Annotated in this window: 20 protein-coding genes; 6 read left to right on the top strand and 14 right to left on the bottom strand. The window is 56.4% G+C overall.

Features of this window, described 5'->3' with window-relative positions; all coding sequences use genetic code 11:
* Window positions 1–43: 43 nt before the first annotated feature.
* The 7 genes from ACEYDX_RS01755 to yegQ form a co-directional block, all read right to left on the bottom strand.
* Window positions 44–367: a histidine triad nucleotide-binding protein gene (locus ACEYDX_RS01755; RefSeq protein ID WP_373740315.1), complete on the bottom strand. Its 324-nt coding sequence runs from the start codon at window positions 365–367 to the stop codon at window positions 44–46.
* Between the two features lie 260 nt (window positions 368–627).
* Window positions 628–948 (bottom strand): phosphoribosyl-ATP diphosphatase, encoded by a 321-nt coding sequence (locus tag ACEYDX_RS01750; protein ID WP_373740314.1) that lies wholly within the window; start codon window positions 946–948, stop codon window positions 628–630.
* Between the two features lie 76 nt (window positions 949–1,024).
* The gene (gene hisI, locus ACEYDX_RS01745) at window positions 1,025–1,420 is read right to left on the bottom strand and encodes a phosphoribosyl-AMP cyclohydrolase (protein ID WP_373740313.1); all 396 of its coding nucleotides are present in this window, start codon (window positions 1,418–1,420) and stop codon (window positions 1,025–1,027) included.
* Between the two features lie 44 nt (window positions 1,421–1,464).
* Window positions 1,465–2,061 carry a hypothetical protein gene (locus ACEYDX_RS01740; RefSeq protein ID WP_373740312.1) on the bottom strand — a complete coding sequence of 199 codons (597 nt, stop codon included), beginning with the start codon at window positions 2,059–2,061 and terminating at the stop codon, window positions 1,465–1,467.
* 86 nt (window positions 2,062–2,147) lie between these two features.
* A complete protein-coding gene (gene dcd, locus ACEYDX_RS01735; protein WP_373740311.1) occupies window positions 2,148–2,714 on the bottom strand; it encodes a dCTP deaminase in 567 nt (188 codons plus the stop codon).
* 93 nt (window positions 2,715–2,807) lie between these two features.
* Window positions 2,808–4,160: a hypothetical protein gene (locus ACEYDX_RS01730; RefSeq protein WP_373740310.1), complete on the bottom strand. Its 1,353-nt coding sequence runs from the start codon at window positions 4,158–4,160 to the stop codon at window positions 2,808–2,810.
* A 317-nt stretch (window positions 4,161–4,477) separates the two neighbouring features.
* Complete coding sequence (yegQ, locus tag ACEYDX_RS01725; protein ID WP_373740309.1) at window positions 4,478–5,833, bottom strand: tRNA 5-hydroxyuridine modification protein YegQ; 1,356 nt, start codon at window positions 5,831–5,833, stop codon at window positions 4,478–4,480.
* A gap of 338 nt (window positions 5,834–6,171) precedes the next feature.
* Between yegQ and ACEYDX_RS01720 the strand changes: the two genes are divergently transcribed.
* A complete protein-coding gene (locus ACEYDX_RS01720) occupies window positions 6,172–6,918 on the top strand; it encodes an amino acid ABC transporter permease (RefSeq protein WP_373740308.1) in 747 nt (248 codons plus the stop codon).
* Window positions 6,919–7,272: 354 nt separating this feature from the next.
* Here the strand turns inward: ACEYDX_RS01720 and mutY are convergent, their stop codons facing one another.
* The 3 genes from mutY to ACEYDX_RS01705 form a co-directional block, all read right to left on the bottom strand.
* Complete coding sequence (mutY, locus tag ACEYDX_RS01715; RefSeq protein WP_373740307.1) at window positions 7,273–8,319, bottom strand: A/G-specific adenine glycosylase; 1,047 nt, start codon at window positions 8,317–8,319, stop codon at window positions 7,273–7,275.
* 89 nt (window positions 8,320–8,408) lie between these two features.
* Window positions 8,409–10,448: an ATP-dependent DNA helicase RecG gene (gene recG, locus ACEYDX_RS01710; protein WP_373740332.1), complete on the bottom strand. Its 2,040-nt coding sequence runs from the start codon at window positions 10,446–10,448 to the stop codon at window positions 8,409–8,411.
* A 115-nt stretch (window positions 10,449–10,563) separates the two neighbouring features.
* Complete coding sequence (locus ACEYDX_RS01705) at window positions 10,564–11,370, bottom strand: cation transporter (protein ID WP_373740306.1); 807 nt, start codon at window positions 11,368–11,370, stop codon at window positions 10,564–10,566.
* A 268-nt stretch (window positions 11,371–11,638) separates the two neighbouring features.
* Between ACEYDX_RS01705 and ACEYDX_RS01700 the strand changes: the two genes are divergently transcribed.
* Window positions 11,639–12,742, top strand: a complete 1,104-nt coding sequence (locus ACEYDX_RS01700; protein ID WP_373740305.1) for an anhydro-N-acetylmuramic acid kinase — start codon at window positions 11,639–11,641, stop codon at window positions 12,740–12,742.
* Window positions 12,743–13,453: 711 nt separating this feature from the next.
* On the opposite strand, the gene pdxH is transcribed toward ACEYDX_RS01700, so the two are convergent.
* Window positions 13,454–14,086, bottom strand: a complete 633-nt coding sequence (gene pdxH / locus ACEYDX_RS01695; RefSeq protein ID WP_373740304.1) for a pyridoxamine 5'-phosphate oxidase — start codon at window positions 14,084–14,086, stop codon at window positions 13,454–13,456.
* Window positions 14,087–14,199: 113 nt separating this feature from the next.
* Here pdxH and dut point away from each other — a divergent pair, with 113 nt between their 5' ends.
* Window positions 14,200–14,652, top strand: coding sequence for a dUTP diphosphatase (gene dut, locus ACEYDX_RS01690; protein ID WP_373740303.1), 453 nt, complete (start codon window positions 14,200–14,202; stop codon window positions 14,650–14,652).
* Window positions 14,653–15,123: 471 nt separating this feature from the next.
* Window positions 15,124–15,591, top strand: a complete 468-nt coding sequence (locus tag ACEYDX_RS01685; protein ID WP_373740302.1) for a NemA protein — start codon at window positions 15,124–15,126, stop codon at window positions 15,589–15,591.
* A gap of 223 nt (window positions 15,592–15,814) precedes the next feature.
* Here ACEYDX_RS01685 and ACEYDX_RS01680 read toward each other — a convergent pair whose 3' ends face one another.
* Window positions 15,815–16,591 (bottom strand): ferredoxin--NADP reductase, encoded by a 777-nt coding sequence (locus tag ACEYDX_RS01680; RefSeq protein WP_373740301.1) that lies wholly within the window; start codon window positions 16,589–16,591, stop codon window positions 15,815–15,817.
* Window positions 16,592–16,881: 290 nt separating this feature from the next.
* Here ACEYDX_RS01680 and ACEYDX_RS01675 point away from each other — a divergent pair, with 290 nt between their 5' ends.
* Window positions 16,882–17,460 carry an opacity family porin gene (locus ACEYDX_RS01675; RefSeq protein ID WP_373740300.1) on the top strand — a complete coding sequence of 193 codons (579 nt, stop codon included), beginning with the start codon at window positions 16,882–16,884 and terminating at the stop codon, window positions 17,458–17,460.
* Window positions 17,461–17,556: 96 nt separating this feature from the next.
* On the opposite strand, the gene thrC is transcribed toward ACEYDX_RS01675, so the two are convergent.
* Window positions 17,557–18,969 carry a threonine synthase gene (gene thrC, locus ACEYDX_RS01670; protein ID WP_373740299.1) on the bottom strand — a complete coding sequence of 471 codons (1,413 nt, stop codon included), beginning with the start codon at window positions 18,967–18,969 and terminating at the stop codon, window positions 17,557–17,559.
* Between the two features lie 244 nt (window positions 18,970–19,213).
* Complete coding sequence (locus ACEYDX_RS01665) at window positions 19,214–19,591, bottom strand: hypothetical protein (RefSeq protein WP_373740298.1); 378 nt, start codon at window positions 19,589–19,591, stop codon at window positions 19,214–19,216.
* A 337-nt stretch (window positions 19,592–19,928) separates the two neighbouring features.
* Here ACEYDX_RS01665 and ACEYDX_RS01660 point away from each other — a divergent pair, with 337 nt between their 5' ends.
* Window positions 19,929–20,987 (top strand): pseudouridine synthase, encoded by a 1,059-nt coding sequence (locus ACEYDX_RS01660; protein ID WP_373740297.1) that lies wholly within the window; start codon window positions 19,929–19,931, stop codon window positions 20,985–20,987.
* The last annotated feature ends 73 nt before the right edge of the window (window positions 20,988–21,060 follow it).

The raw sequence follows: 21,060 nt of genomic DNA, 5'->3' as shown, positions 1-21,060 counted from the left end.
ACCGATGTTCGGGTTGTGGCCGGCAAGCCTGTTCTGAAAATATTCAGGCAGGCGTGCCCATGATGTGGATGTGCAGGTGGAACACTTCCTGTCCGCCGCCTTTGCCTGTGTTGACCAAGGTTTTGAAGCCGCCGGTCAAGCCGTGTTCTGCGGCGATTTGCGGTACTTTCAGCATCATCCGTCCGAGCAGGCCTTCGTGTTCGGGCGCGGCGTGTGCAAGCGAATCGAAATGCGTTTTCGGAATCAGCAGCAGATGCACCGGAGCGGCGGGGCGGATGTCTTTGAAACAGAGCATTTCGCCGTCTTCGTATACCGCGTTTGCGGGGATTTCTCCGGCGGCGATTTTGCAGAAGATGCAGTCGGTCATGGCGGGTGTCCTTAATGAAAGGCCGTCTGAAAAGCGGGAGCCGGTATCCGCATTTCGGCGTTCGGATCATAGGCCGTCAAGTCTCAAGGAGGTGTCGGGAGGCGGACGGCTTGGCCGAGCCCCCGATATGCCTGACGACAGCGCAGCCGTTTTCAAAAACACGTCAGGCGGTTTTCAGACGGCGTGTTTGGGGGTAAATCCGTTGCGGGGCGGTTTTCAGACGGCCTGAATCTTTATACAAAACGGATTGTAATACAATTTCAATTTTCCTGCCGTGCGGCTTTTTCTTCCAGCCCCGACAAACCCTGCCGCCGCGCCAGTTCGGCGACGACGTCTTCCGCGCGCAGGCCGTGGTGCGCGAGCAGCACCATCGTGTGAAACCACAAATCGGCGGTTTCGTAAACCAAATGTGCCGCATCGCCGTCTTTGGAAGCCATCAGCACTTCGCCCGCTTCTTCGATGACTTTTTTCAGGATTTTGTCGCCGCCTTTGTGGAACAGTTGCGCCACATAGGATTCGTCGGGGCTGCGGCCTTTGCGGCTGTCGATGACGTTTTGGATTTCGGTCAGTACGTCGTTCATGTCGGTTCCTGTCGGGATGGGGTTAAAGGCCGTCTGAAACGGCGGGCAGGGCGTTTTATCGGGTTTTCAGACGGCCTTAGGGATGCGTGTGGCCGTAAATTTCGGCTTCGTCTTTCAATACCGCATCCGCTGTTTCCCAAGCGGAGCCGTTCCAGCGGCGGTAAAAACAGCTTTCCCGTCCTGTGTGGCAGGCGATGCCGCCGTTTTGCGAAATCAGCATCACCACCGCATCGCCGTCGCAGTCCAGCCGCAGTTCGTGCACTTTCTGAGTGTGCCCCGATTCTTCGCCTTTCATCCACTGTTTTCGGCGCGAACGGCTGTAATAGTGGGCAAAACCCGTTTCGGCGGTTTTCCGCAGGGCTTCGGCATTCATCCATGCCACCATCAAAACCCTTCCGCTTGCGGCATCTTGGGCAATGGCGCAGACCAAGCCTTTTTCGTCGAATTTGACGGCGTTCAGAAGTTCGTCCATCGGCGTTTCCTTTCGGCAATGTCGGGCGGTGTTTTCAGACGGCCTCAGCCGTCGCCGCGTTCCAGCAGCATCAGCATCATGGCGGCATTGAGCACCAGAATGTCTTCGGCGGAAGATGCGCCGCCGTTTTTATGCAGGCTGAACTTGCGTTCGAAAAACGACGGTTCTTTTTTCAGCGTAAACACTTCGCCGCCGCTGCCGTCGGTTATCGAATAACTCGGGTTGAACAGGTAGCCCGACAGGGTGCCGACTAAGGGCACTTCCGATAACAGCCCGTCGAGCACGGCAATCCACGGGTTCTTTTCCTGTAAAGAATAAAGTTGGCGGCCTGCGGCATCGTGTACGGTATAGCTGGTTTTCCACAGCGATTTCATGCCCGAACGCTTGATGCTGCCGAGCACATTGTCCGCCGCATCGCGCACGGTATAACTGGCGTTGAAATCGATGATGCGGTCGGCTTTGACGGTGTAGAGCAGCTCGTTGCGGGAAGCATTGCGGAAAATCTGCACCGATTCTTTGATTTTGAAAATCTTCTGGCGGGTGTAGGCGATTTCATGTCCGCCCGCGTCAATCACGGAAAAATCGTTGGACGGCGTGAAGATTTTGAACGAGAAATTTAAGGGGAACTGGATGTTTTCCATAAGTTTTGTCCGCTGAGTCCGAAAGATGGAAGGAAGGGGAGGCCGTCTGAAAAATGTGCCGCAGTTTCAGACGGCCTGCGGGTGCGTCAGGTTTTCGGCAGGGTAACGCCGGTTTGCCCCATGTATTTGCCGTTGCGGTCTTTGTACGACGTTTCGCACACTTCGTCGCTCTCGAAAAACAGCACCTGCGCCACGCCTTCGCCGGCGTAGATTTTGGCGGGTAGGGGAGTGGTGTTGGAAAACTCCAGCGTAACGTAGCCCTCCCATTCCGGCTCGAACGGGGTAACGTTTACGATGATGCCGCAGCGTGCGTAGGTGGATTTGCCCAGGCACACGGTCAGCACGTTGCGCGGGATGCGGAAATATTCCACCGTGCGTGCCAGCGCGAACGAATTGGGCGGGATGATGCAGCAGTCGTCTTCCACGGTAACGAAGTTTTTCGGGTCGAAATTTTTCGGATCGACGATGGTGCTGTTGATGTTGGTGAAAATCTTGAATTCGTTGGCGCAACGGATGTCGTAGCCGTAGCTCGACGTACCGTAGGAGATGATTTTTTTGCCGTCCAGCTCTTTAATCTGGTTCGGCTCGTAAGGCTCGATCATGCCGTGCTGCTCGGCCATGCGGCGTATCCATTTGTCGGATTTGATGCTCATTGCGGTATCCTTGAAAACGATTGGCAGCATTATAACCGAAAGGCCGTCTGAAAACATTTTCAGACGGCCTGTTGCGGCAGGTCGGCATGTTCCCTACGGTTGGCTTCCGCTTTCGGGAAAAGCCTGTTTGAACCAAGTTTGGAAGACTTCGGTATTGCGGATGGCATCGAAATCTTTATCGGCTTCGATGCGTGCTTTATCGGGCAGAGAACCGCCGAGTCGTGCGGTTTCCAAAGCCTGCACTGCTTGTTCAGGTTGATTTCCCAAAGCATAAGTGAAGGCAAGGTTATAGGATAATACCGCAGTATATTCCGGATAATTTTTAATAAAACTGTTTATCAGATCAATGGACTGTTGGCGCTTTTCCTGAGCTTCGTTCAGACGGCCTGCTGCGGATAAGGCTTGTGCTTCATGGATTAAGGCTGCGCTCCAGTTGCGGGCTGCTTCATCAGCATCAGGTTTGATGTCTAAAGCCTGACGGAAACGTTCTGCCGCCATCCACCATTTTTCTTCGGCTTCATTTAGACGGCCTGCTGCGGATAAGGCCTGCGCTTCACGAGCCAAGGCTACGCCCCAGTTGCAGGCTGCTTGATAATAATCAGATTTGATGTCCAAAACCTGACGGAAACGTTCTGCCGCCATCCGCCATTTTTCTTGGGCTTCATTCAGACGGTCTGCTGCGGATAAGATTTGCGCTTCGCTGTTTAAAGTTAATCCCAAATTGTTGGCTGCTTGATAATGATCAGGGGCAACAGCTAAGGTTTTTTCATAATATTTTCTTGCTTCGGTCAAGAGATGTTCTTTTCGCTGGTCAGCGGCATTGAGAGATAATTCGTAAGAACAATAACCTGCGCCGAAATTGGCTTGAACGTCATTTTCGTCTTCCAGCAACACGGCTTTCCATGCGGTCAGGGCTTGTTCATAAGTAGTGGTGTCGTGGGCACTGTCCTGTAAAAGAATTGCCCGTGCCCGCAGCCGCTCGATTAAGGGAATTTCGGTATTTTCTTTTAATTCTTCTGCGGCTTTGATGCCTGCTGCATTATCCGTGTTGTTCTCATCATTAGGCTGAATCTTTGGGGTGCCGAATGAAACTTGCTTCATGGCGGCGATTTCGTCTTTATGTTTTTCAGCCTGCTGGCGGGTGTTTTCTATTGCTGATAAATGTTCTTGAGCCTGTTGGTTGTATTTTTCTGCCTGTTCACAGAGTTGTTTGGTTTGTGCAAGCTGTGCGGTAATTTTTTCCCGTCCCTGCTCTAAATCTTTTTGCGCCCGACGGTAAATCAGGTAGGGTATCAAACCGCTGAGAAGAGCAATTACCGCCATTGCAAAGCTGAGAAAACCAAACCACCAATCCATGCTTTTCTGCTGTCCTTCCACTGCCGTTTTGTGCGTGTCTAACAGCCGTTTTTCGATTTCCAGCGTTTTTTCCAGAACGTTCAGTTCCAATTCCCGTGCGTTTGCATCGGTTTATCGGACGATGGCGGGATTGTCTGGCTTAGGGTTGTCGGCAGCGGCGTATGTTGCGCTACCGAGCAGTAAAGCCAGTAACAACGGTTTGAACATTGTGTTTTCCTTTGTGTATGTGTTGCAGGCCGTCTGAAAATCGGGTGGATGCGGTTGGTTGAGCTGTGCGCGTGTCTGTATGCTCAACAGCCTTGCATACGGTTACGCGCAGGAAGCGCGCTAACCGTATCTACTGTGTCTTTAATGTTTGGCAAGCCTTTCCTCCCGCCGTGTTTTTCAGACGGCCTTAACCGGCCGGTTTACGGGTTCATTACCCGTGCAATCAATGCTTTATCTTTGCCTGCCATATTCGGGATTTTCACCTGAATGCCGTTGCCGGGGGCAACTTCCACCGCTTCGCCTTTGCGGGTCATCTGTTCCAGCTTGACGGTTTGGTTGCCGGTCGGGTGGATGATTTCGATGGTGTCGCCGACGGCGAAACGGTTTTTCACTTCGACGGTCGCCCAGCCTTCGGCGTCGATTTCGGTAACGTGGCCGACGTATTGGCTTTGTTTGGCGAGGGAGTGGCCGCTCAGGTAGTTTTGGTAGTCTTGGGTTTGGTGGCGTTCCAAAAAGCCGCTGGTGTAGCCGCGGTTGGCGAGGCCTTCGAGTTCGGCGAGCAGGCTGTAATCGAACGGGCGGCCTGCAACGGCATCGTCAATCGCTTTGCGGTAGCTTTGCGCCACGCGGGCAACGTAATACACGGATTTGGTGCGGCCTTCGACTTTGAGGCTGTCTACGCCGATTTTGGTGAGTTTTTCAACCACTTCGATGGCGCGCAGGTCTTTGGAATTCATGATGTAGGTGCCGTGTTCGTCTTCCATAATCGGCATCAGCTCGCCCGGGCGGTTGGCTTCTTCAATCAGGAAGACTTTGTTGGCGGCGGGGTGGCGTTGCTGGCCGTTGATGCCTTCGAAGGCGGAGTTTGCTTCTTCCTGAGCGGAGTTGAAGTTGAAGCCTTGCAGGAGTTTGGCGTCGCCCATGTCGTCGGTGTCGGTGTCGTGGACTTTGTAGTCCCAGCGGCAGGAGTTGGTGCAGGTGCCTTGGTTGGGGTCGCGGTGGTTGAAATATCCCGATAATAAACAACGGCCTGAGTAGGCGATGCACAATGCGCCGTGTACGAACACTTCCAGTTCGATGTCGGGACATTCTTGGCGGATTTCGGCGATTTCGTCCATGCTCAATTCGCGCGACAGGATGATGCGTTCCACACCGATTTTCTGCCAGAATTTCACGCCCCAATAGTTGGTGGTGTTGGCTTGTACAGACAAGTGAATCGGCATGTCCGGCCATTTTTCGCGCACGGTCATAATCAGACCGGGGTCGGCCATAATCAACGCGTCGGGCTTCATGTCGATAAGGGGCTGCATGTCGGCGACGAAGGTTTTCAGCTTGGAATTGTGCGGCAGGGTGTTGACGGTGAGGTAAAACAGTTTGTTGCGCTCGTGTGCTTCCCTAATACCTTGTTCCAATACGGATAATTTGGCAAATTCGTTGTTGCGGGCGCGCAGGGAGTAGCGCGGCGAACCGGCGTACACTGCGTCTGCGCCGTAGTCGTAGGCGGCGCGCATCCGTTCGAGGCCGCCGGCGGGAAGGAGGAGTTCGGGTGTTTTCATGATGTGGTTTCTGTTACGGTAGGGTGGTTTTCAGACGGCCTTGTCGGGCGGGCCGCATGGATGTCCGGCGGGCAGGCCTGACGGTCGGGGCAAACGCATTCGGGCGGGTGTGAACCCGCCCTACGGTAAAGCCGGAAAATCCTGAATTTCCAATGACGAAAGCCGCGTTTCGGGCAGGCTGCATACGCTGAAAAAAGGATTCCGGCAACGGCGCGATTATCCGCCTTTTCACATACAGGGTCAATTTGGCGGAATATGAGAAAAAACCATGCAGAACACGGGTTTTCTTGTAAAATACAGCCTTTCTTTCCCGCATAAATCCATTAGAAGAGCAGGCCATGAATTTCCGTTTCGATATTATTTACGAATACCGCGAGATGTTTCTCTACGGCATTCTGACCACACTCGGGCTGACCGTGGCGGCCACGCTCGGCGGAACGGTGCTGGGGCTGATAGGTGCGTTGGCGCGGCTGCTCCGCCCCGAAAAAGGCGGTGTGGCGGTAAAAGGGCTGGCTTGGGTATTGCGGACGCTGTCGCTGCTGTACGTTACCCTGTTCCGAGGTACGCCGCTGTATGTGCAGATTTTCATTTGGTATTTCATCTGGGCGGTGGCGCTGATCAACCCGACCGACGGCTGGCTGGTTTCGGGCGAAGCGGCGGTGGAACTGCGCCGCAATTACGGTGCGCTGATTGCGGGTATGCTGGCGTTGATGGTTAACGCGGGCGCATACATCACCGAAATTTTCCGTGCGGGCATCCAGTCGATAGACAAAGGCCAGATAGAAGCCGCCCGTTCGCTCGGGCTGACTTATCCGCAGGCCATGCGCCATGTGATTCTGCCGCAGGCGTTGCGCCGTATGCTGCCGCCGTTGGCCAACGAGTTCATCACGCTGCTGAAAGACAGCTCGCTGCTCTCCGCCATTGCCGTCGCCGAACTTGCCTATGTGGGCAAAACGATTCAGGGACGTTATTCCATCACCGAAGAACCATATTACACCGTCGCCCTGATTTATCTGGTGCTGACCACCTGTTTGGGCTGGGTATTCCTGCGTTTGGAAAAGCGGTACAGCATTTCGCACCGCTGATGTCTGACCGGATACGCACAGGCCGTCTGAAAATTTTTTCAGACGGCCTGTTTGGTTGGCGGTCGGATTCGGGAAAAAGCAAACTAAAGATGGATTGCAGAAAACCCGCAGGTGCGGTTGGGCGGAGGACGTAACCGTGCAATGTTGCCGGGGACGGGGAGTGCGGGAGCTTTTCAGACGGCCTTTGCCGTATAACGGGGCAGGGCGGTGCGGTTGGCGCGGCTTAATCCGGCTGGAAGGTTGCCGTGCCGTGTTCGAATGGCGGACGGGCACGGCGCAGCGGCATGGTCGCGCATTGACCCGACACGCACACGGCTTGGCATTTATTTTCCGCAGGCCGGGCAGATTCCCGTCTTACCGTTCCGCCAAAAATTCCGCCAACGGTTTGGGCAAACCGAAATCCGCCAGCTTGTCCCGCGCCACCCACAGGCCGTCTGAAAAAACGCCGCCGTCTTTTTCAGACGGCCTGTCCGTATCGGCAAGGCCGCAAAGCGGCGTAATCAGCAGCAGGCGGTGGGTCAGGCGGTGGGTAAATTCGGCCGCTTCCGAAAGGCCGTCTGAAAACACGCCGAACTGTTCCGCCGTGCGGTACAGCGTTGCCGAATCTTCAAAACACGGCACGCACCACAGCCCGCCCCAAATGCCTTTGGGCGGACGTTTTTCCAGCCATACCGCGCCGTCGCGGTTGCGCAGCACCAGCCAGTAGAGCGGCAGCGTCTGCACTTTTGCCGCCGCCTTTTTACGCGGCAGCTCCGCCGTGCGCCCCTGCGCGTTCGCCTCGCACATATCCGCCATCGGACAACCGCCGCACAAAGGTTTCGTGCGCTTGCACACCGTCGCCCCCAAATCCATCAGCCCCTGCGTATAGGCCGGCATATCGGCGTTTTCAGACGGCATCAGGCTTTCAGCCAGTTGCCACAGGCGGTTTTCGAATTTCTTGTCGGCAGGATCGCCGTCTTGTGCGAATACGCGGCAAAGCACGCGTTTGACGTTGCCGTCCAAAATCGTTTCGCGCTGTTTGAACGCAAATGCGGAAATCGCGGCGGCGGTGCTTCTGCCCACGCCGCACAGCGTTTCCAGCTCCCGCCGCGTGTGCGGAAACACGCCGCCGAAACGGTCGGCCACCTGCTTCGCCGCCTTGTGCAGATTGCGCGCGCGGCTGTAATAGCCCAAACCCGCCCACAGATTGAGCACTTCGTCTTCGGGCGCGTTAGCAAGGTCTTGAACAGTAGGGAATTTTTCGAGAAAACGCGGATAGTAGCCGAGCACGGTGGCCACTTGGGTTTGCTGCAACATGATTTCGGAGAGCCAGACTTTGTAAGGATCGCTGCTCTGCCACGGCAGATTGTTGCGGCCGTTCTGCCGCTGCCAGCGGACGAGTTTGGCGGAGAAAGTGGACATGGTGTGTGTTTCGGTAGGTTGGTGTTGGTTGGTCTGTTTGTTTGGGAAATTGTTTTTCGTTCATTGTAAACAAGAAATCCGTCATGCCGCTACACCCCCAAATACCCTTCCCTGCTGCTCAGCCACCTGTCCAAATGTTTCTCCACAATATCCGGCCGCTCTTCAATCAGCTTGGGCGCGATTTCGCGGGCTTTTTCCAGCAGCTGCAAGTCTTCTTCGAGATTGGCGAAGCGCAGCATGGGTACGCCGCTTTGCCGTGCGCCGAGAAATTCGCCGGGGCCGCGGATGTTGAGGTCTTGGCGGGCGATTTCGAAGCCGTCGGTGTGTTCGTAAATCACTTTCAGACGGGCTTTGGCCAGTTCGCTCAGGGGTTCGGAAAACAGTAATACGCACGCGCTGGCGGCGGCGCCGCGCCCCACACGGCCGCGCAGTTGGTGCAGCTGCGCCAAGCCCATGCGTTCGGCGTGTTCAATGACCATCAGGCTGGCGTTGGGTACGTCCACGCCGACTTCGATGACGGTGGTGGCGACCAGCACATTCAGACGGCCTGCGGCAAATTCGGCCATGACTTCGGCTTTTTCAGACGGCTTCATGCGCCCGTGAACCAGGCCAATGCTGAGTTCGGGCAAGGCCGTCTGAAGTTCGGCGAGGGTATCGACGGCGGTTTGCAGTTGCAGGGTTTCGCTTTCTTCAATCAGCGGGCAAACCCAATAGGCCTGCTGCCCTTTGCGGCAGGTGTTTAACACGAAGCCTTCCACTTCGGCGCGGCGCACGCTGTTGACGAGGCGGGTTTTAATCGGGGTGCGGTTGGGCGGCAGCTCGTCAATCACCGAAACGTCGAGGTCGGCGAAAAAGCTCATGGCCAGCGTGCGCGGAATGGGGGTGGCCGACATCATCAGTTGGTGCACGTCCTGCCCTTTGTTTTTTAAGGCCAAACGCTGTGCCACGCCGAAGCGGTGCTGTTCGTCGACAATCACTAAACCGAGATTTTGAAATTCAACGTCGTCTTGAAACAGGGCGTGCGTGCCGACGGCGATTTGGGTGAGGCCGTCTGAAATGGCGGCTTTATTGGTTTCTTTGGCTTTTTTGCGCTGGCTGCCGGAAAGCCACGCCACGCTCAAACCCAGCGGCTCGAACCATTGTTTGAACTTGGCGTAATGCTGTTCGGCCAGAATTTCGGTGGGCGCCATTACCGCCACTTGGCAACCGGCCTCGACGGCGGTGAGCGCCGAGAGCGCGGCGACGATGGTTTTGCCGCTGCCGACATCGCCTTGCAGCAGACGGTGCATGGGGTGGGTTTGCGCCATGTCGGTGCGGATTTCGGCGAGCACGCGCTGCTGAGCCGCTGTGAGCGCAAACGGCAGCGCGTTTAATAATTTTTCGGACATTTTTCCGTTACCGCTCAATGGGTTGGCATTGCCGTTCACGCGTTTCTGCCGCGCCAGCCGCATGGAAAGCTGCTGCGCCAAAAGTTCGTCGAATTTCAGCCGCTGCCACGCGGGGAGCGTGCCGTCTGAAAGCTGGTGGATGGTAAAACTGGGCGGCGGCGAATGCAGCAGGCGCAGGCTTTCGGCCAAGTGCGGCAGGTTCAGACGGCCTAACAGTTCGTCGGGCAGCGTATCGTGCAGCGGCACGGTATCCAAGGCCGTCTGAACGATGCGGCGCAAAGTCGGCTGGTTCAGGCCGTTGACGGTCGGGTAAACGGGCGTGAGGCTTTCGGCCAAACCGGTGTGGTCCGCGTCGCGGATTTTCGGGTGGATCATCTCGTCGCCGTGAAAACCGTGCTTGATTTCGCCCACCGCGCGGATGCGTTTGCCCACCGCCATCTGTTTCTGGTGGCTGGCGTAGAAATGGATAAAACGCAGGTGCAGCACGCTGCCCGAACCGTCGGCAATCTGCACCACCAACTGCTTGCGCGGTTTGAACGTCACTTCCTGATGGGTTACGGTTCCCTCCACCTGACACGGCACGCCGACCGGCGCATCGGCAATCGGCATGATGTGGGTTTCGTCTTCGTAGCGCAAAGGCAGGTGCAAAACCACGTCCCACGGCGTGTTGAGATTGAGCTTTTCCAGCTTTTTCGCGGAAGTTTCGGTGATTTTGAGCTGTTTTTGGTGAACGGGCAGCATGGTATCGGCAAGCGGATGTTTTTCAGACGGCCATTGTAGCAAAAGGCCGTCTGAAAACGGCACAAAGCACGGAACAGGCCGTCTGAAAACGGTTTTCAGACGGCCTGCCCTGTTTTTACGACGGACGCGACAGCTTCAAAATCCGGAATGCGCCGCGCGCCACCAAAGCAAACACCAGCAAGCCGATCATCAGATCGGGATAAGGCGAACCGGTCTGCAAAACCAATACGCCTGCCAGCACCATGCCGATGTTGGCCAAAATATCGTTCGATGTGAAAATCATGCTGGCGCGGATGTGCGCCTCGCGGCTGCGGCTTTTTTGCAGCAGCTTCAGGCTCAACACGTTGGCGGCGAGCGCGAGCAGGGCAACGGCAATCATGATGCGGAAATCGGGCAGGCTCTCCCACCCCAGAAACCGCCGCAGCACTTCGGCCAGCCCCAACACCGCCAGTCCCAATTGCAGCCCGCCGGCCCACGCCGCCACACGGTTTTGTGCGGCCGCGCTGCGCCCGACCGCAAGCAGCGCCAAACCGTACACCAGGCTGTCGGCGAGCATATCGAGACTGTCGGCCATCAAACCCATCGACGCGGCCAGCCAGCCGCCGCCCATTTCAATCAGGAAAAACAGGAAATTGACCGCCAACACCGCCCGCAACAGTTTGCGTTCCTGCTGCGGTTCGGCTTCAAGGCCGTCTGAAACCGTATGTTCGCCGCTGTGCAGCAGTTTCGCGCCCAAGTCCAGTTCGGCCAAAGCCGCTTCGATTGCCGCGCTGCCGCCCCGGTGGATAACGGTAAGCTGCCGCTGCGGCAAATCGAAGGCAAGCGAAACGATGCCGCCGAGCGGTTGCAGTTTCATGCGGATAAGCTGTTCTTCAGAAGGGCAGTCCATTTTTTCGATGAGAAACAGGGTTCGGTAATTCATACGGTTTGCCTTGTGTTGCGGTACGGCGGGAAAACGGGGCGGCACAGATTTCGGGGAGTTCGGATGGGAAAATGCCGCGCAGCAGGCCATCTGAAAACCGGTATGGATTTCAGACGGCCTTTTATGGCGCACTAAAATAAATAAGGAAGATACGGAGCGGCAAGGCGCAGGCAGTACGGATAACAGGCAAGCCGCAGCCAACGAAGTAGATTTCTTATTTTAGTTCACTATAAAATACGCCCCGATACCAATCCCGCAAACCATCATCATGACCGTGCAACACTACATCGGCATCATGTCGGGCACCAGTCTCGACGGTGCCGACGCCGTACTCACCCGAATGGACGGCAGCCGCTGGCATTCCGCCGCCGCCCATGCTTTCGTCCCTTATTCAGACGGCCTCAAACACGAACTGCTCGCCCTTCAGGACAGCGGCGGCAACGAGCTTCACCGCAGCCGTATGCTCGCGCAGACGCTCAGCCGCATTTATGCGGAAGTGGTACGGAAACTCCTTTCAGAGCAAAACCTCGCCCCGCACGACATCACCGCCATCGGCTGCCACGGCCAAACCGTGCGCCACGCCCCCGAACACGGGTACAGCATCCAGCTCGCCGACCTGCCGCTGCTGGCCGGGCTGACGGGCATTTTCACCGTCGGCGACTTCCGCAGCCGCGACCTTGCCGCGGGCGGGCAGGGTGCGCCGCTGGTGCCCGCGTTCCACCACACCCTGTTCCACCATCCCGAAGAAACCCGCGTGGTGCTCAACATCGGCGGCATTTCCAACATCAGCGTGCTGCCGCCGTCGGCACCTGCGTTCGGCTTCGACACCGGCCCCGGCAATATGCTGATGGACGCATGGATGCGCCATGTCTGGCAGTTGCCCTACGACAAAAACGGCAAAAAGGCCGCTCAGGGCAAAGTGTTGCCCGAACTTCTGGCCGAACTGCTCGACCATCCCTATTTCCGCCAGCCACACCCCAAAAGCACCGGCCGCGAACTGTTTTCGCTGGGCTGGCTGTCAGGCCATCTGAACGGCGGCGAAAACCCGCACGACGTGCTGCGCACGCTGGCCGAATACACCGCGCAAAGCATTTACGACGCCGTGGCGCAGGCCGCGCCGCAGGTCCGGCATATTTATGTGTGCGGCGGCGGCATCAACAACGGCATCCTGATGAACCGCTTGCAGGAAATGTTTGCCGCGCAACGGGTTTCGCTGCACAGCAGCAGCGAGCTGCATCTCGATCCGCAATGGGTCGAAGCCGCCGCCTTCGCCTGGCTCGCCGCCTGCTGGGTCAACCGAATCCCCGGCAATCCGCACCACGCCACCGGCGCGGACAAGGCGGTTATCTTGGGGGCAGGGCATTACGCATAAAGCGGGGGAGCGGAAACGGAGTAGGGCGGACGGCACTTTCAAAATAGAGTGGTATCCTGCTCTGTCATTTTCAGACGGCCTACCGTTGTTCAGGCCGTCTGAAATTCTTTTGGCTGCTTTGATAAACGGGTTACTGGAAAACGACGGTGTCTGCAAAAGATTGACTATGTGGCAGCGTTCCGTTTCCTCATGAAACACTCAATCCGTCATTCCCGCGTCGGCGGGAATCCATACTCGATATTCACAAGTGCCTGTTTAACAAAAAGATACCGGATTTCAAGCGTGGATTTCCACCTGCGCGGGAATGACGGTATCGGTGTTATCAATTTCCTGCTATACCGATAGATTGAAATAGACAGGTATCCCGTTCCGTTATTTTCAGACGGCCTACCGTTGTTCAGGCCGTCTGAAATTCTTTTGGCTGCTTTGATAAACGGGTTACTGGAAAACGACGGTGTCTGCAAAAGATTGACTATGTGGCAGCGTTCCGTTTCCGTCATGAAACATTGACCCCGTCAGCCCCGCGTCGGCGGGAATCCGGCTTTAATTTCGGAATTTTATTTTTAAGTATATGATTAAAACGAATTTTTTATTTAAAGCTGAATTCGTGTCGGCATGAACACAATACGGAACAGGCGGCTTTCAATGCTTTGCCTGCACCTTGCCTTTTGATACAGCTCTCACTGTAAACCAGCCCGTCTTGCCAAACCATCACGGCGACAGCCGCTCTTTTATCCACAGGCCGTCTGAAAGCCTGTATTGGATGCGGTCGTGCAGCCTGCTCGGCCGTCCCTGCCAAAATTCCACACGGTCGGGAACCACCACATAGCCGCCCCAGTGCGGCGGGCGCGGCACGTGCAGCGGGTGTTTCGCGCCGACGGCGGCGGCTTTGGCAACCAGCGCGGTTTTGCTGGACAACACTTCGCTCTGCGCGCTTGCCCATGCGCCGATGCGGCTGGTGTAGGGACGGCTGTCGAAATATTCGTCCGACGCGGCCGCGTCGAGCTTTTCGATACGCCCTTCGATGCGCACCTGCCGCTCGAGTTCCGGCCAGAAAAACGTGAGCGCGGCAAACGGGTGGGCGGCAAACGAGCGGCCCTTCCGGCTCAGGTAGTTGGTGAAAAACACGAAACCCTGCGCATTGACTTCTTTGAGCAGCACCACACGGCTGTTGGGTCGGCCGTCTTCGCCTACTGCGGCCGCATTCATCGCGGTCGGCTCGTTCACTTTTGCACGGATGGCTTCGTTAAGCCATTGTTCGAATTGGATAATCGGGCTGCCGTCGCAATCGGCTTCCGAGAGTTCGCGCTTGCTGTAATCTTCGCGGATGCTGTGCAAATCCATGATTTTCTTTCTGTTGCGGGATGTATTGCGGCCATCATACTCCCGTTTTTCAGACGGCCTCAAGGGGGCGGTTGTGTATAATGCCGTCTGAAACCGAATCTTGAAGGAACGATATGCAAACCGAAGTCGAACTGAAAATCCTCGATGCCCGAATGAACGACAACCTGCCCGCCTACGCCACGCCCGGTTCGGCAGGTCTTGACTTGCGCGCCTGTTTGGACGAGGCGGTAACGCTGCAACCGGGCGATGTTTACCTTGTTCCGACAGGGCTGGCCGTGCATCTGGGCAACCCCGCCTACGCCGCCGTGCTACTGCCGCGTTCGGGTCTCGGCCATAAAAACGGCATTGTGTTGGGCAATCTCGTCGGCCTGATTGACTCGGATTATCAGGGCGAACTGAAAGTATCGCTGTGGAACCGCGGCCGCGAGCCGTTTACCGTCGAGCCGATGGCGCGCATCGCGCAGATGGTGATTGTGCCCGTGGTGCAGGCCGCATTTAAAGTGGTGGACGAGTTTGCCGCCAGCGAACGCGGCGAAGGCGGCTTCGGCAGCACGGGCAAGGGATAAAGCGGTTTCCGCAACCAAACAGGCCGTCTGAAAACTTTCAGACGGCCTGTTTTCATGGGGTAATGATTTGGTGCGGTGTCGTGAACAACCACCGTTTCCGCGCAGCGGGAATCCGGCTTGAACAAAAACGGTCAAACTTTATTTATGCGCTTGTGAACATTCACTCCGGATTCCCGCCTGCGCGGGAATAACGGCAGCGGCCATTGCCGCATCAAGATGTAAACAGTCTGAATTTCAGAAACTTTGGTTATTCATGTGGCCGTAAAGTGGTTGTCCATACGAATTGCCGTTGTGGGAGTGGCGGCGGCAGGGAAAACAGCCGTACTTTTTCTCAAGTGTATCCGTTGTACCGCTTGCGGGATGCGGTCAGCGGTTGACTTTCCGTCCCGTCGTTTTCAGACGGCATCGCAGTTCGGCGGCAAATCCTGTTATACTGGAAACGTTGAAGTCGTTGTCAGAAAAGGAAAAACCATGAAAATCGGTTTCGTGGCGGCCGGTATGGCCGTATGGCTGGCGGGGTGTGCGGGCGGTACGCCGGGGATGTCGGTGGGTTTGGGATTGGGAACGGGCATCGGCAGCCATGTCGGTTTGGGCACGTCCATCAACATCCCCGTCGGCGGCCGTAAAATCAACCCCGACCGCGCGGGTATTTTGAACGGACAGCACCCCGCCGTGTATTTCGACGCGCAGGGCAATGCGGCCGACCAAGCAGTCCGGGGCGGTTTTTACCGGCAGGTGCTCAGCCGCCGCAGCGGTGAAGCAGTGGTGCAGGATTTTTACGGCAGCGGCCAAAAACGTACCGACCCTTATACGGTGGCCGAAGGCCGTCTGAAAGTGTTCGATGCCCACCCCGACGACGGTACGCTCACGGTTTACACCATCAGCGGCAAACCCATGCGGACAGAGACATTCCGCAACGGCAGGGCGGTTGTGCAGTAAGATTCGGGAAAGTAAGCATCAACGCCATATCCCATAGTCTGACAGATAAAGGCCGTCTGAACACTTTTCAGACGGCCTTCGGTATGAAAGGGGTTGTTATTGCAAACAATCTTGAAAAACACATTACCCGCAACCGTCATTCCCGCGCAGGCGGGAATCCAGGGCAAATACAGGTAACGTTGGTTATTCAGACGGCCCCTGCATCACGGTTGCCGTTTAAGGCTTATTGGTCGACAAACGCGCGTTCCACCAGATAATCGCCGCGCTGGCCGACTTTGGGCGACACTTTCAGGCCGAAGCCGTCGAGAATGGCGGCGGTGTCTTTGTTCATCGCGGTGCTGCCGCACAGCATGGCGCGGTCGTCCTGCGGGTTGATGGGCGGCAGGCCGATGTCTTCAAACAGTTTGCCGCTTTTGAGCAAATCGGTCAGACGGCCTTGGTGTTCGAATGCTTCGCGCGATACTACGGGGTAGTAAATCAGTTTTTCGCGCACCATTTCGCCCAAATATTCGTGTTCGGGCAGTTCTTTGGTAAAACGATCGTAATAGGCCAAGTCTTTTTTGTAGCGCACGCCGTGCACCAGAATCACTTTTTCAAACTGCTCGTAAACCTCGGGGTCTTTGGTAACGCTCAAAAACGGCGCAATGCCGGTGCCGGTGGAAAGCAGATACAGGTGCTTGCCGGGGTTCAGGTCGCCCAAAACCAGCGTGCCGGTGGGTTTTTTGCTCACCAGGATTTCGTCGCCTTCTTTCAGGTGTTGCAGGCGGCTGGTGAGCGGGCCGTCGGGTACTTTGATGCTGAAAAATTCCAAGTGTTCTTCCCAGTTTGCGCTGGCGACGCTGTATGCGCGCATCAGCGGTTTGCCGTCGACCATCAGGCCGATCATCACGAACTGGCCGTTTTCGAAACGCAGCGATTCGTCGCGGGTGCAGGTAAAGGAGAAATAGGATTCCGTCCAGTGGTGTACGGAAAGGACTTGCTGGGTATTGAATGCGGCCATATCGGTTTCCTGTTGAAATCTAAAGGTTTCAGACGGCCTTTTGCCAAGCGGAAGGCCGTCTGAAAAACATCGGCAAATTAACATACTATTTTAAACAATAGCGGCTCTCGATTCAATCGGAGAATCGGCGGCGGACGGTAGGGACGGAATTGTTGTTTTAACGTCAGCATCGGGTATGTATCGGACATGTATTTATTTAATATGGTTGCCCGTCATGCCGCAGGCATCTATAATCAAACGGCAGTTTAGGTTAGATTTTTCCCGAAAATCCTTAACGATTGGAGATTGAAATGATGAAACATATTTTGGCCGCAGCAGTATTGGCATTGTCCGCTTCCGCTTTTGCCGATACCGGTGTTTACGTACAGGGCGACGTCGGTGCCGCACGCGTGAAGCTGAAAGGCGACGAAGGCGGTTCGCTTTCAAAAAGCGGATTCAGCCCCCGCGTAACCGTGGGTTACGATTTCGGCAACAATATCCGCGCGGGCGTGGATTACACTCACTACAAACCGTTTAAAGCGTCCTACCGCGATGCTGACGAGCAGGTAAGCGAGAAAGTCAAATTCCAAAGCGTCGGTGTTTCCGCCGTGTATGATTTCCCCGTACACGAAAGAATCAAACCTTATGTCGGTGCGCGTTTGGGCATCAACCGAGTATCCCAAGACGTCAGTGAAACCAATCCGAACGGCAGCTTCTCCGGTTCGTACCGCAAAACCAAAACAGGTATCGGCGCGTTGGCCGGTGTAGGTTTTGACCTTACCGACAAAATCACATTGGATGCGGGCTACCGCTACAACCACTGGGGCAAATTTGACGGTGTGAAAATCAACAGCCACGAAGCTTCCGTGGGTATCCGCGCCAAATTCTAAAGCATAGCTGCGGTTGTTAACCGAACACAGGCCGTCTGAAAACATTTTCAGACGGCCTTTTTGTTTTGCAATACCGTTTTCGGGATGTATTCGGGCTTATTTATCCAACGCGTTGCGGATAATGTTTTTCACTGTTTCGGCATTGTTCGGCACGTTTTGCACACGCTGCGGCAGGTTTTCCAAGCCTTCGAGTTTGGCGGGGCGCGGCACGGCGATGCTGCCCAACGCTTCGTGTATGGTGTCTTCGAATTTCACGGCCAGCGCGGTTTCGAGGCAGACAACGGTTTCTCCGGCTTCGCGCAGGCCGCGGGCGGTTTTGATGCCGTCGGCGGTGTGCGGGTCGATGATTTCCTTATCGCTTTCGTACACCGATTTGATGGTGGCGAGGCGGTCGGCGTGGGTGGATTTGCCGGAAACAAAGCCGTAGCGGTTGCGGATTTCGTCGAGTTTCGCGCCAAGGTCGAAGCCTTCTCCCGTGCTGACCTGCTGCCACAGGCTGCGTACCGTTTCCGCGTTGCGCCCCGTCAAATCGAACACGAAACGCTCGAAGTTGGAGGCTTTGGAAATATCCATCGACGGGCTGGAGGTAACATAAGTGTGCGCAGCGTCGCGCGGGCGGTATTCGCCGGTTTGGAAAAACTGGTCGAGTACGTCATTTTCGTTGGTGGCCACGATTAAGCGGCGAACCGGCAGACCCATCTGTTTGGCGATGTGGCCCGCGCACACGTTGCCGAAATTGCCGCTGGGCACGCAGAAGCTGACTTGTTCGCCGTTGCCCTGCGTGGCCTTGAAATAGCCTGCGAAGTAGTAAACCACCTGCGCCAGCACGCGCCCCCAGTTAATCGAGTTGACCGTGCCGATGCTGTATTTTTCTTTGAATCCGGCATCGTTCTGCACCGCTTTCACAATATCCTGACAATCGTCGAACATACCGGCCACGGCGATGTTGTGGATGTTTTCGTCTTGCAGGCTGTACATCTGCGCGCGCTGGAAGCTGCTCATTTTGCCTTCGGGCGACATCATGAACACGTTTACGCCTTCTTTGCCGCGCAGGGCGTATTCGGCCGCCGAACCCGTATCGCCGCTGGTGGCGCCGATGATGTTCAGCGTTTTGCCTTCTTTTTTCAGCACATATTCAAACGCATTGCCGAGAAACTGCATCGCCATGTCTTTAAACGCCAGCGTCGGGCCGTTGGACAGCGCCTGGATTTTGATGCCGTCGGCCAACGTGCGCACGGGCGTGATTTCCGCCGTGCCGAACGTTTCGGCGGTGTAGGTGCGGTTGACGATGCCGCGCAAATCGTTTTCGGGAATGTCGGTGGCGAACAGGCGCATGATTTCGAACGCCAGCTCGGGATAGCTCAGACCGCGCCATTTTTGCAGGGTGGCGGCATCGATTTGCGGATAGCTTTCCGGCAGCATCAGGCCGCCGTCGGGGGCAAGCCCCATAAGCAGGACTTCGCTGAAGGTTTTGGGCGCGGTCTGGCCGCGGGTGCTGATGTATTTCATGATGGAACGCTTTGGAAGTAGGGGATACGGGATTTTAAAGGAATTTCAGACGGCCTGCCTGTAAAAAAAGCGGGAAAATCATGCGTGCCGAACCGTTTGTCGGATGAGGCCGTCTGAAAAAGCGGACGGCCGTGGTTGACGGTTTTTCCCGATTCGGAAAGGCGGCAGGTACGGCGCAGCCGCCGGAAACGTTTGCCGGAAATTTCAGACGGCCTTTGCGTGCGGCAAAGGCCGTCTGAAACCGTCAGCGGTAGAGCCGTTTCACGCAGGCGGTAACCGTTTTGGCGGTAACTTCGGTGGCGATGCGCATGCGGCCGCTTTCGCTGAATATCTGCGACAGGTCGGCGGCGGAAAGTTGGTTGGGCGCTTCTTCCGCCGCGCAGCCGCAGATTTTCCGTTCCCATTCTTCCTGTTTTTCCGCCGACATCGCCAGCGCAATCAAACGCCATTCTTTGCGTTTGCCCAGCTCGTTGCGGCATTGGTTTTCCACTGCCATTTTCACGATGCTGCCCGCGCTGAAACCGCCTTGGGAAGACGTTGTGCCCAAGCCGCCGAAACCGCTGTCGGCCGCGCATGCGCCGAGGGTGAATGCCGCTAATACCGCTGTTAAGATTTTTTTCATTTGTGTTGTCCTGTGAAAGGGTTGGAAAAAATACGGATGTTTCAGACGGCCTGTATTGTACCGCAAACCGATTATTTCGGAAGTGGCGGAACGGTGCGGAAAAACGGTTGGAGGCCGTCTGAAAAAATCACGCGGAGCGGGTCGAAACAGCGTAAAATCGCAGCCGCAGACCGTTGCGGCGGCATTCCGCCGCAAACCCGTATCCGTTTGCGCACGGCGTGTACGCGTGCGGAAGGGTTTTCAGACGGCCTGCAACCGCCCCGTCAACCCGTCCTGCCGCCTCCGCCGCAGAAGAACCGTTTTGCCGTTTCCGCAAAACGCGTTAGGAGAACCAGAAATGTCGAAGAAAACCGTCAGCAAGCGCGAATACCGCGACGGCGTGTCCGCCAAACCCAAATCTCAGGCCAAGCCGTTTGCCAAAGGCCGGAAGCCGCATCCCGAAAAAGTTTCAGACGGCCCCAAGCCGAAGCAGGGCGGCCGTGCCGCAAAACCCGACGAAGGCAGGGCCGCCAAAGCGTCCGTACCGAAAACCCGCACCACGCAGGCCAAAAAGCTGGCGGTGCGCAATCCCAACCAGAAAATCATGGAGCGCGCGCGCGATTTGAAAGAGAAGCGCACCGATTTGTCGAGCTTCGAGCCGGTGCGCCTGCAAAAAGCCTTGGCCGCATCGGGCGTGGGTTCGCGCCGCGAGATGGAAGAGTGGATCGCCGAAGGCTGGGTAACGGTTAACGGCCGCACGGCGGGGCTGGGCGACAAGGTGTCGCCCGACGATCAGGTTTTGGTGAAAGGCAGCGTCATCAAGTTGAAATGGCCCGACCGCCTGCCGCGCATCATCCTGTATTACAAGCAGGAAGGCGAAATCGTGTCGCGCGACGATCCGCAGGGGCGTGTGAGCATTTTCGACCGTCTGCCGCAGGCGGCCAGCAGCCGCTGGGTGGCCATCGGGCGTTTGGACATCAACACCAGCGGCCTGCTGATTCTGACCACGTCGGGCGAGCTGGTAAACCGTTTTGCCCATCCGAGTTTTGAAGTGGAACGCGAATACGCGGTGCGCGTGTTGGGCGAGATGACCACCGAGCAGATGCGCCAACTGACCGAAGAAGGCGTGATGTTGGAAGACGGTTTGGCCAAGGCGGAGCGGATTCGCGAGCAGGGCGGCGAAGGTGCGAACAAGTGGTACAGCGTGGTGATTAAAGAAGGCCGCAACCGCGAAGTACGCCGCATTTTCGAGCATTTCGGCCTGACCGTAAGCCGTTTGGTGCGCACGGCGTTCGGTCCCATCGGTCTGCCCAACCGCCTCAAACGCGGCCAGTTTTACGAGCTGAACCCCGCCGAAGTGGCCAATATCATGAAATGGGCGGATATGGCGTTGCCTGGTTCGCGGCGGAGAAGATAGGTTTGCCGTGCGGATTCGGTGATGCGGACAGGCCGTCTGAAAAGGTTTTTTCAGACGGCCTTTTGCTGTCCGT

The organism is Neisseria sp., from assembly GCF_041804105.1.
In the GTDB taxonomy this organism is placed as follows: Bacteria; Pseudomonadota; Gammaproteobacteria; order Burkholderiales; family Neisseriaceae; genus Neisseria.
This window is presented reverse-complemented; position numbering and strand designations above follow the sequence as displayed.

Bases quoted from the DNA above. Each gene is read 5' to 3' on its own strand.
- ACEYDX_RS01755 (WP_373740315.1), bottom strand. From the start codon at position 367: ATGACCGACTGCATCTTCTGCAAAATCGCCGCCGGAGAAATCCCCGCA.
- ACEYDX_RS01750 (WP_373740314.1), bottom strand. From the start codon at position 948: ATGAACGACGTACTGACCGAAATCCAAAACGTCATCGACAGCCGCAAA.
- hisI (WP_373740313.1), bottom strand. From the start codon at position 1,420: ATGGACGAACTTCTGAACGCCGTCAAATTCGACGAAAAAGGCTTGGTC.
- ACEYDX_RS01740 (WP_373740312.1), bottom strand. From the start codon at position 2,061: ATGGAAAACATCCAGTTCCCCTTAAATTTCTCGTTCAAAATCTTCACG.
- dcd (WP_373740311.1), bottom strand. From the start codon at position 2,714: ATGAGCATCAAATCCGACAAATGGATACGCCGCATGGCCGAGCAGCAC.
- yegQ (WP_373740309.1), bottom strand. From the start codon at position 5,833: ATGAAAACACCCGAACTCCTCCTTCCCGCCGGCGGCCTCGAACGGATG.
- ACEYDX_RS01720 (WP_373740308.1), top strand. From the start codon at position 6,172: ATGAATTTCCGTTTCGATATTATTTACGAATACCGCGAGATGTTTCTC.
- mutY (WP_373740307.1), bottom strand. From the start codon at position 8,319: ATGTCCACTTTCTCCGCCAAACTCGTCCGCTGGCAGCGGCAGAACGGC.
- recG (WP_373740332.1), bottom strand. From the start codon at position 10,448: ATGCTGCCCGTTCACCAAAAACAGCTCAAAATCACCGAAACTTCCGCG.
- ACEYDX_RS01705 (WP_373740306.1), bottom strand. From the start codon at position 11,370: ATGAATTACCGAACCCTGTTTCTCATCGAAAAAATGGACTGCCCTTCT.
- ACEYDX_RS01700 (WP_373740305.1), top strand. From the start codon at position 11,639: ATGACCGTGCAACACTACATCGGCATCATGTCGGGCACCAGTCTCGAC.
- pdxH (WP_373740304.1), bottom strand. From the start codon at position 14,086: ATGGATTTGCACAGCATCCGCGAAGATTACAGCAAGCGCGAACTCTCG.
- dut (WP_373740303.1), top strand. From the start codon at position 14,200: ATGCAAACCGAAGTCGAACTGAAAATCCTCGATGCCCGAATGAACGAC.
- ACEYDX_RS01685 (WP_373740302.1), top strand. From the start codon at position 15,124: ATGAAAATCGGTTTCGTGGCGGCCGGTATGGCCGTATGGCTGGCGGGG.
- ACEYDX_RS01680 (WP_373740301.1), bottom strand. From the start codon at position 16,591: ATGGCCGCATTCAATACCCAGCAAGTCCTTTCCGTACACCACTGGACG.
- ACEYDX_RS01675 (WP_373740300.1), top strand. From the start codon at position 16,882: ATGATGAAACATATTTTGGCCGCAGCAGTATTGGCATTGTCCGCTTCC.
- thrC (WP_373740299.1), bottom strand. From the start codon at position 18,969: ATGAAATACATCAGCACCCGCGGCCAGACCGCGCCCAAAACCTTCAGC.
- ACEYDX_RS01665 (WP_373740298.1), bottom strand. From the start codon at position 19,591: ATGAAAAAAATCTTAACAGCGGTATTAGCGGCATTCACCCTCGGCGCA.
- ACEYDX_RS01660 (WP_373740297.1), top strand. From the start codon at position 19,929: ATGTCGAAGAAAACCGTCAGCAAGCGCGAATACCGCGACGGCGTGTCC.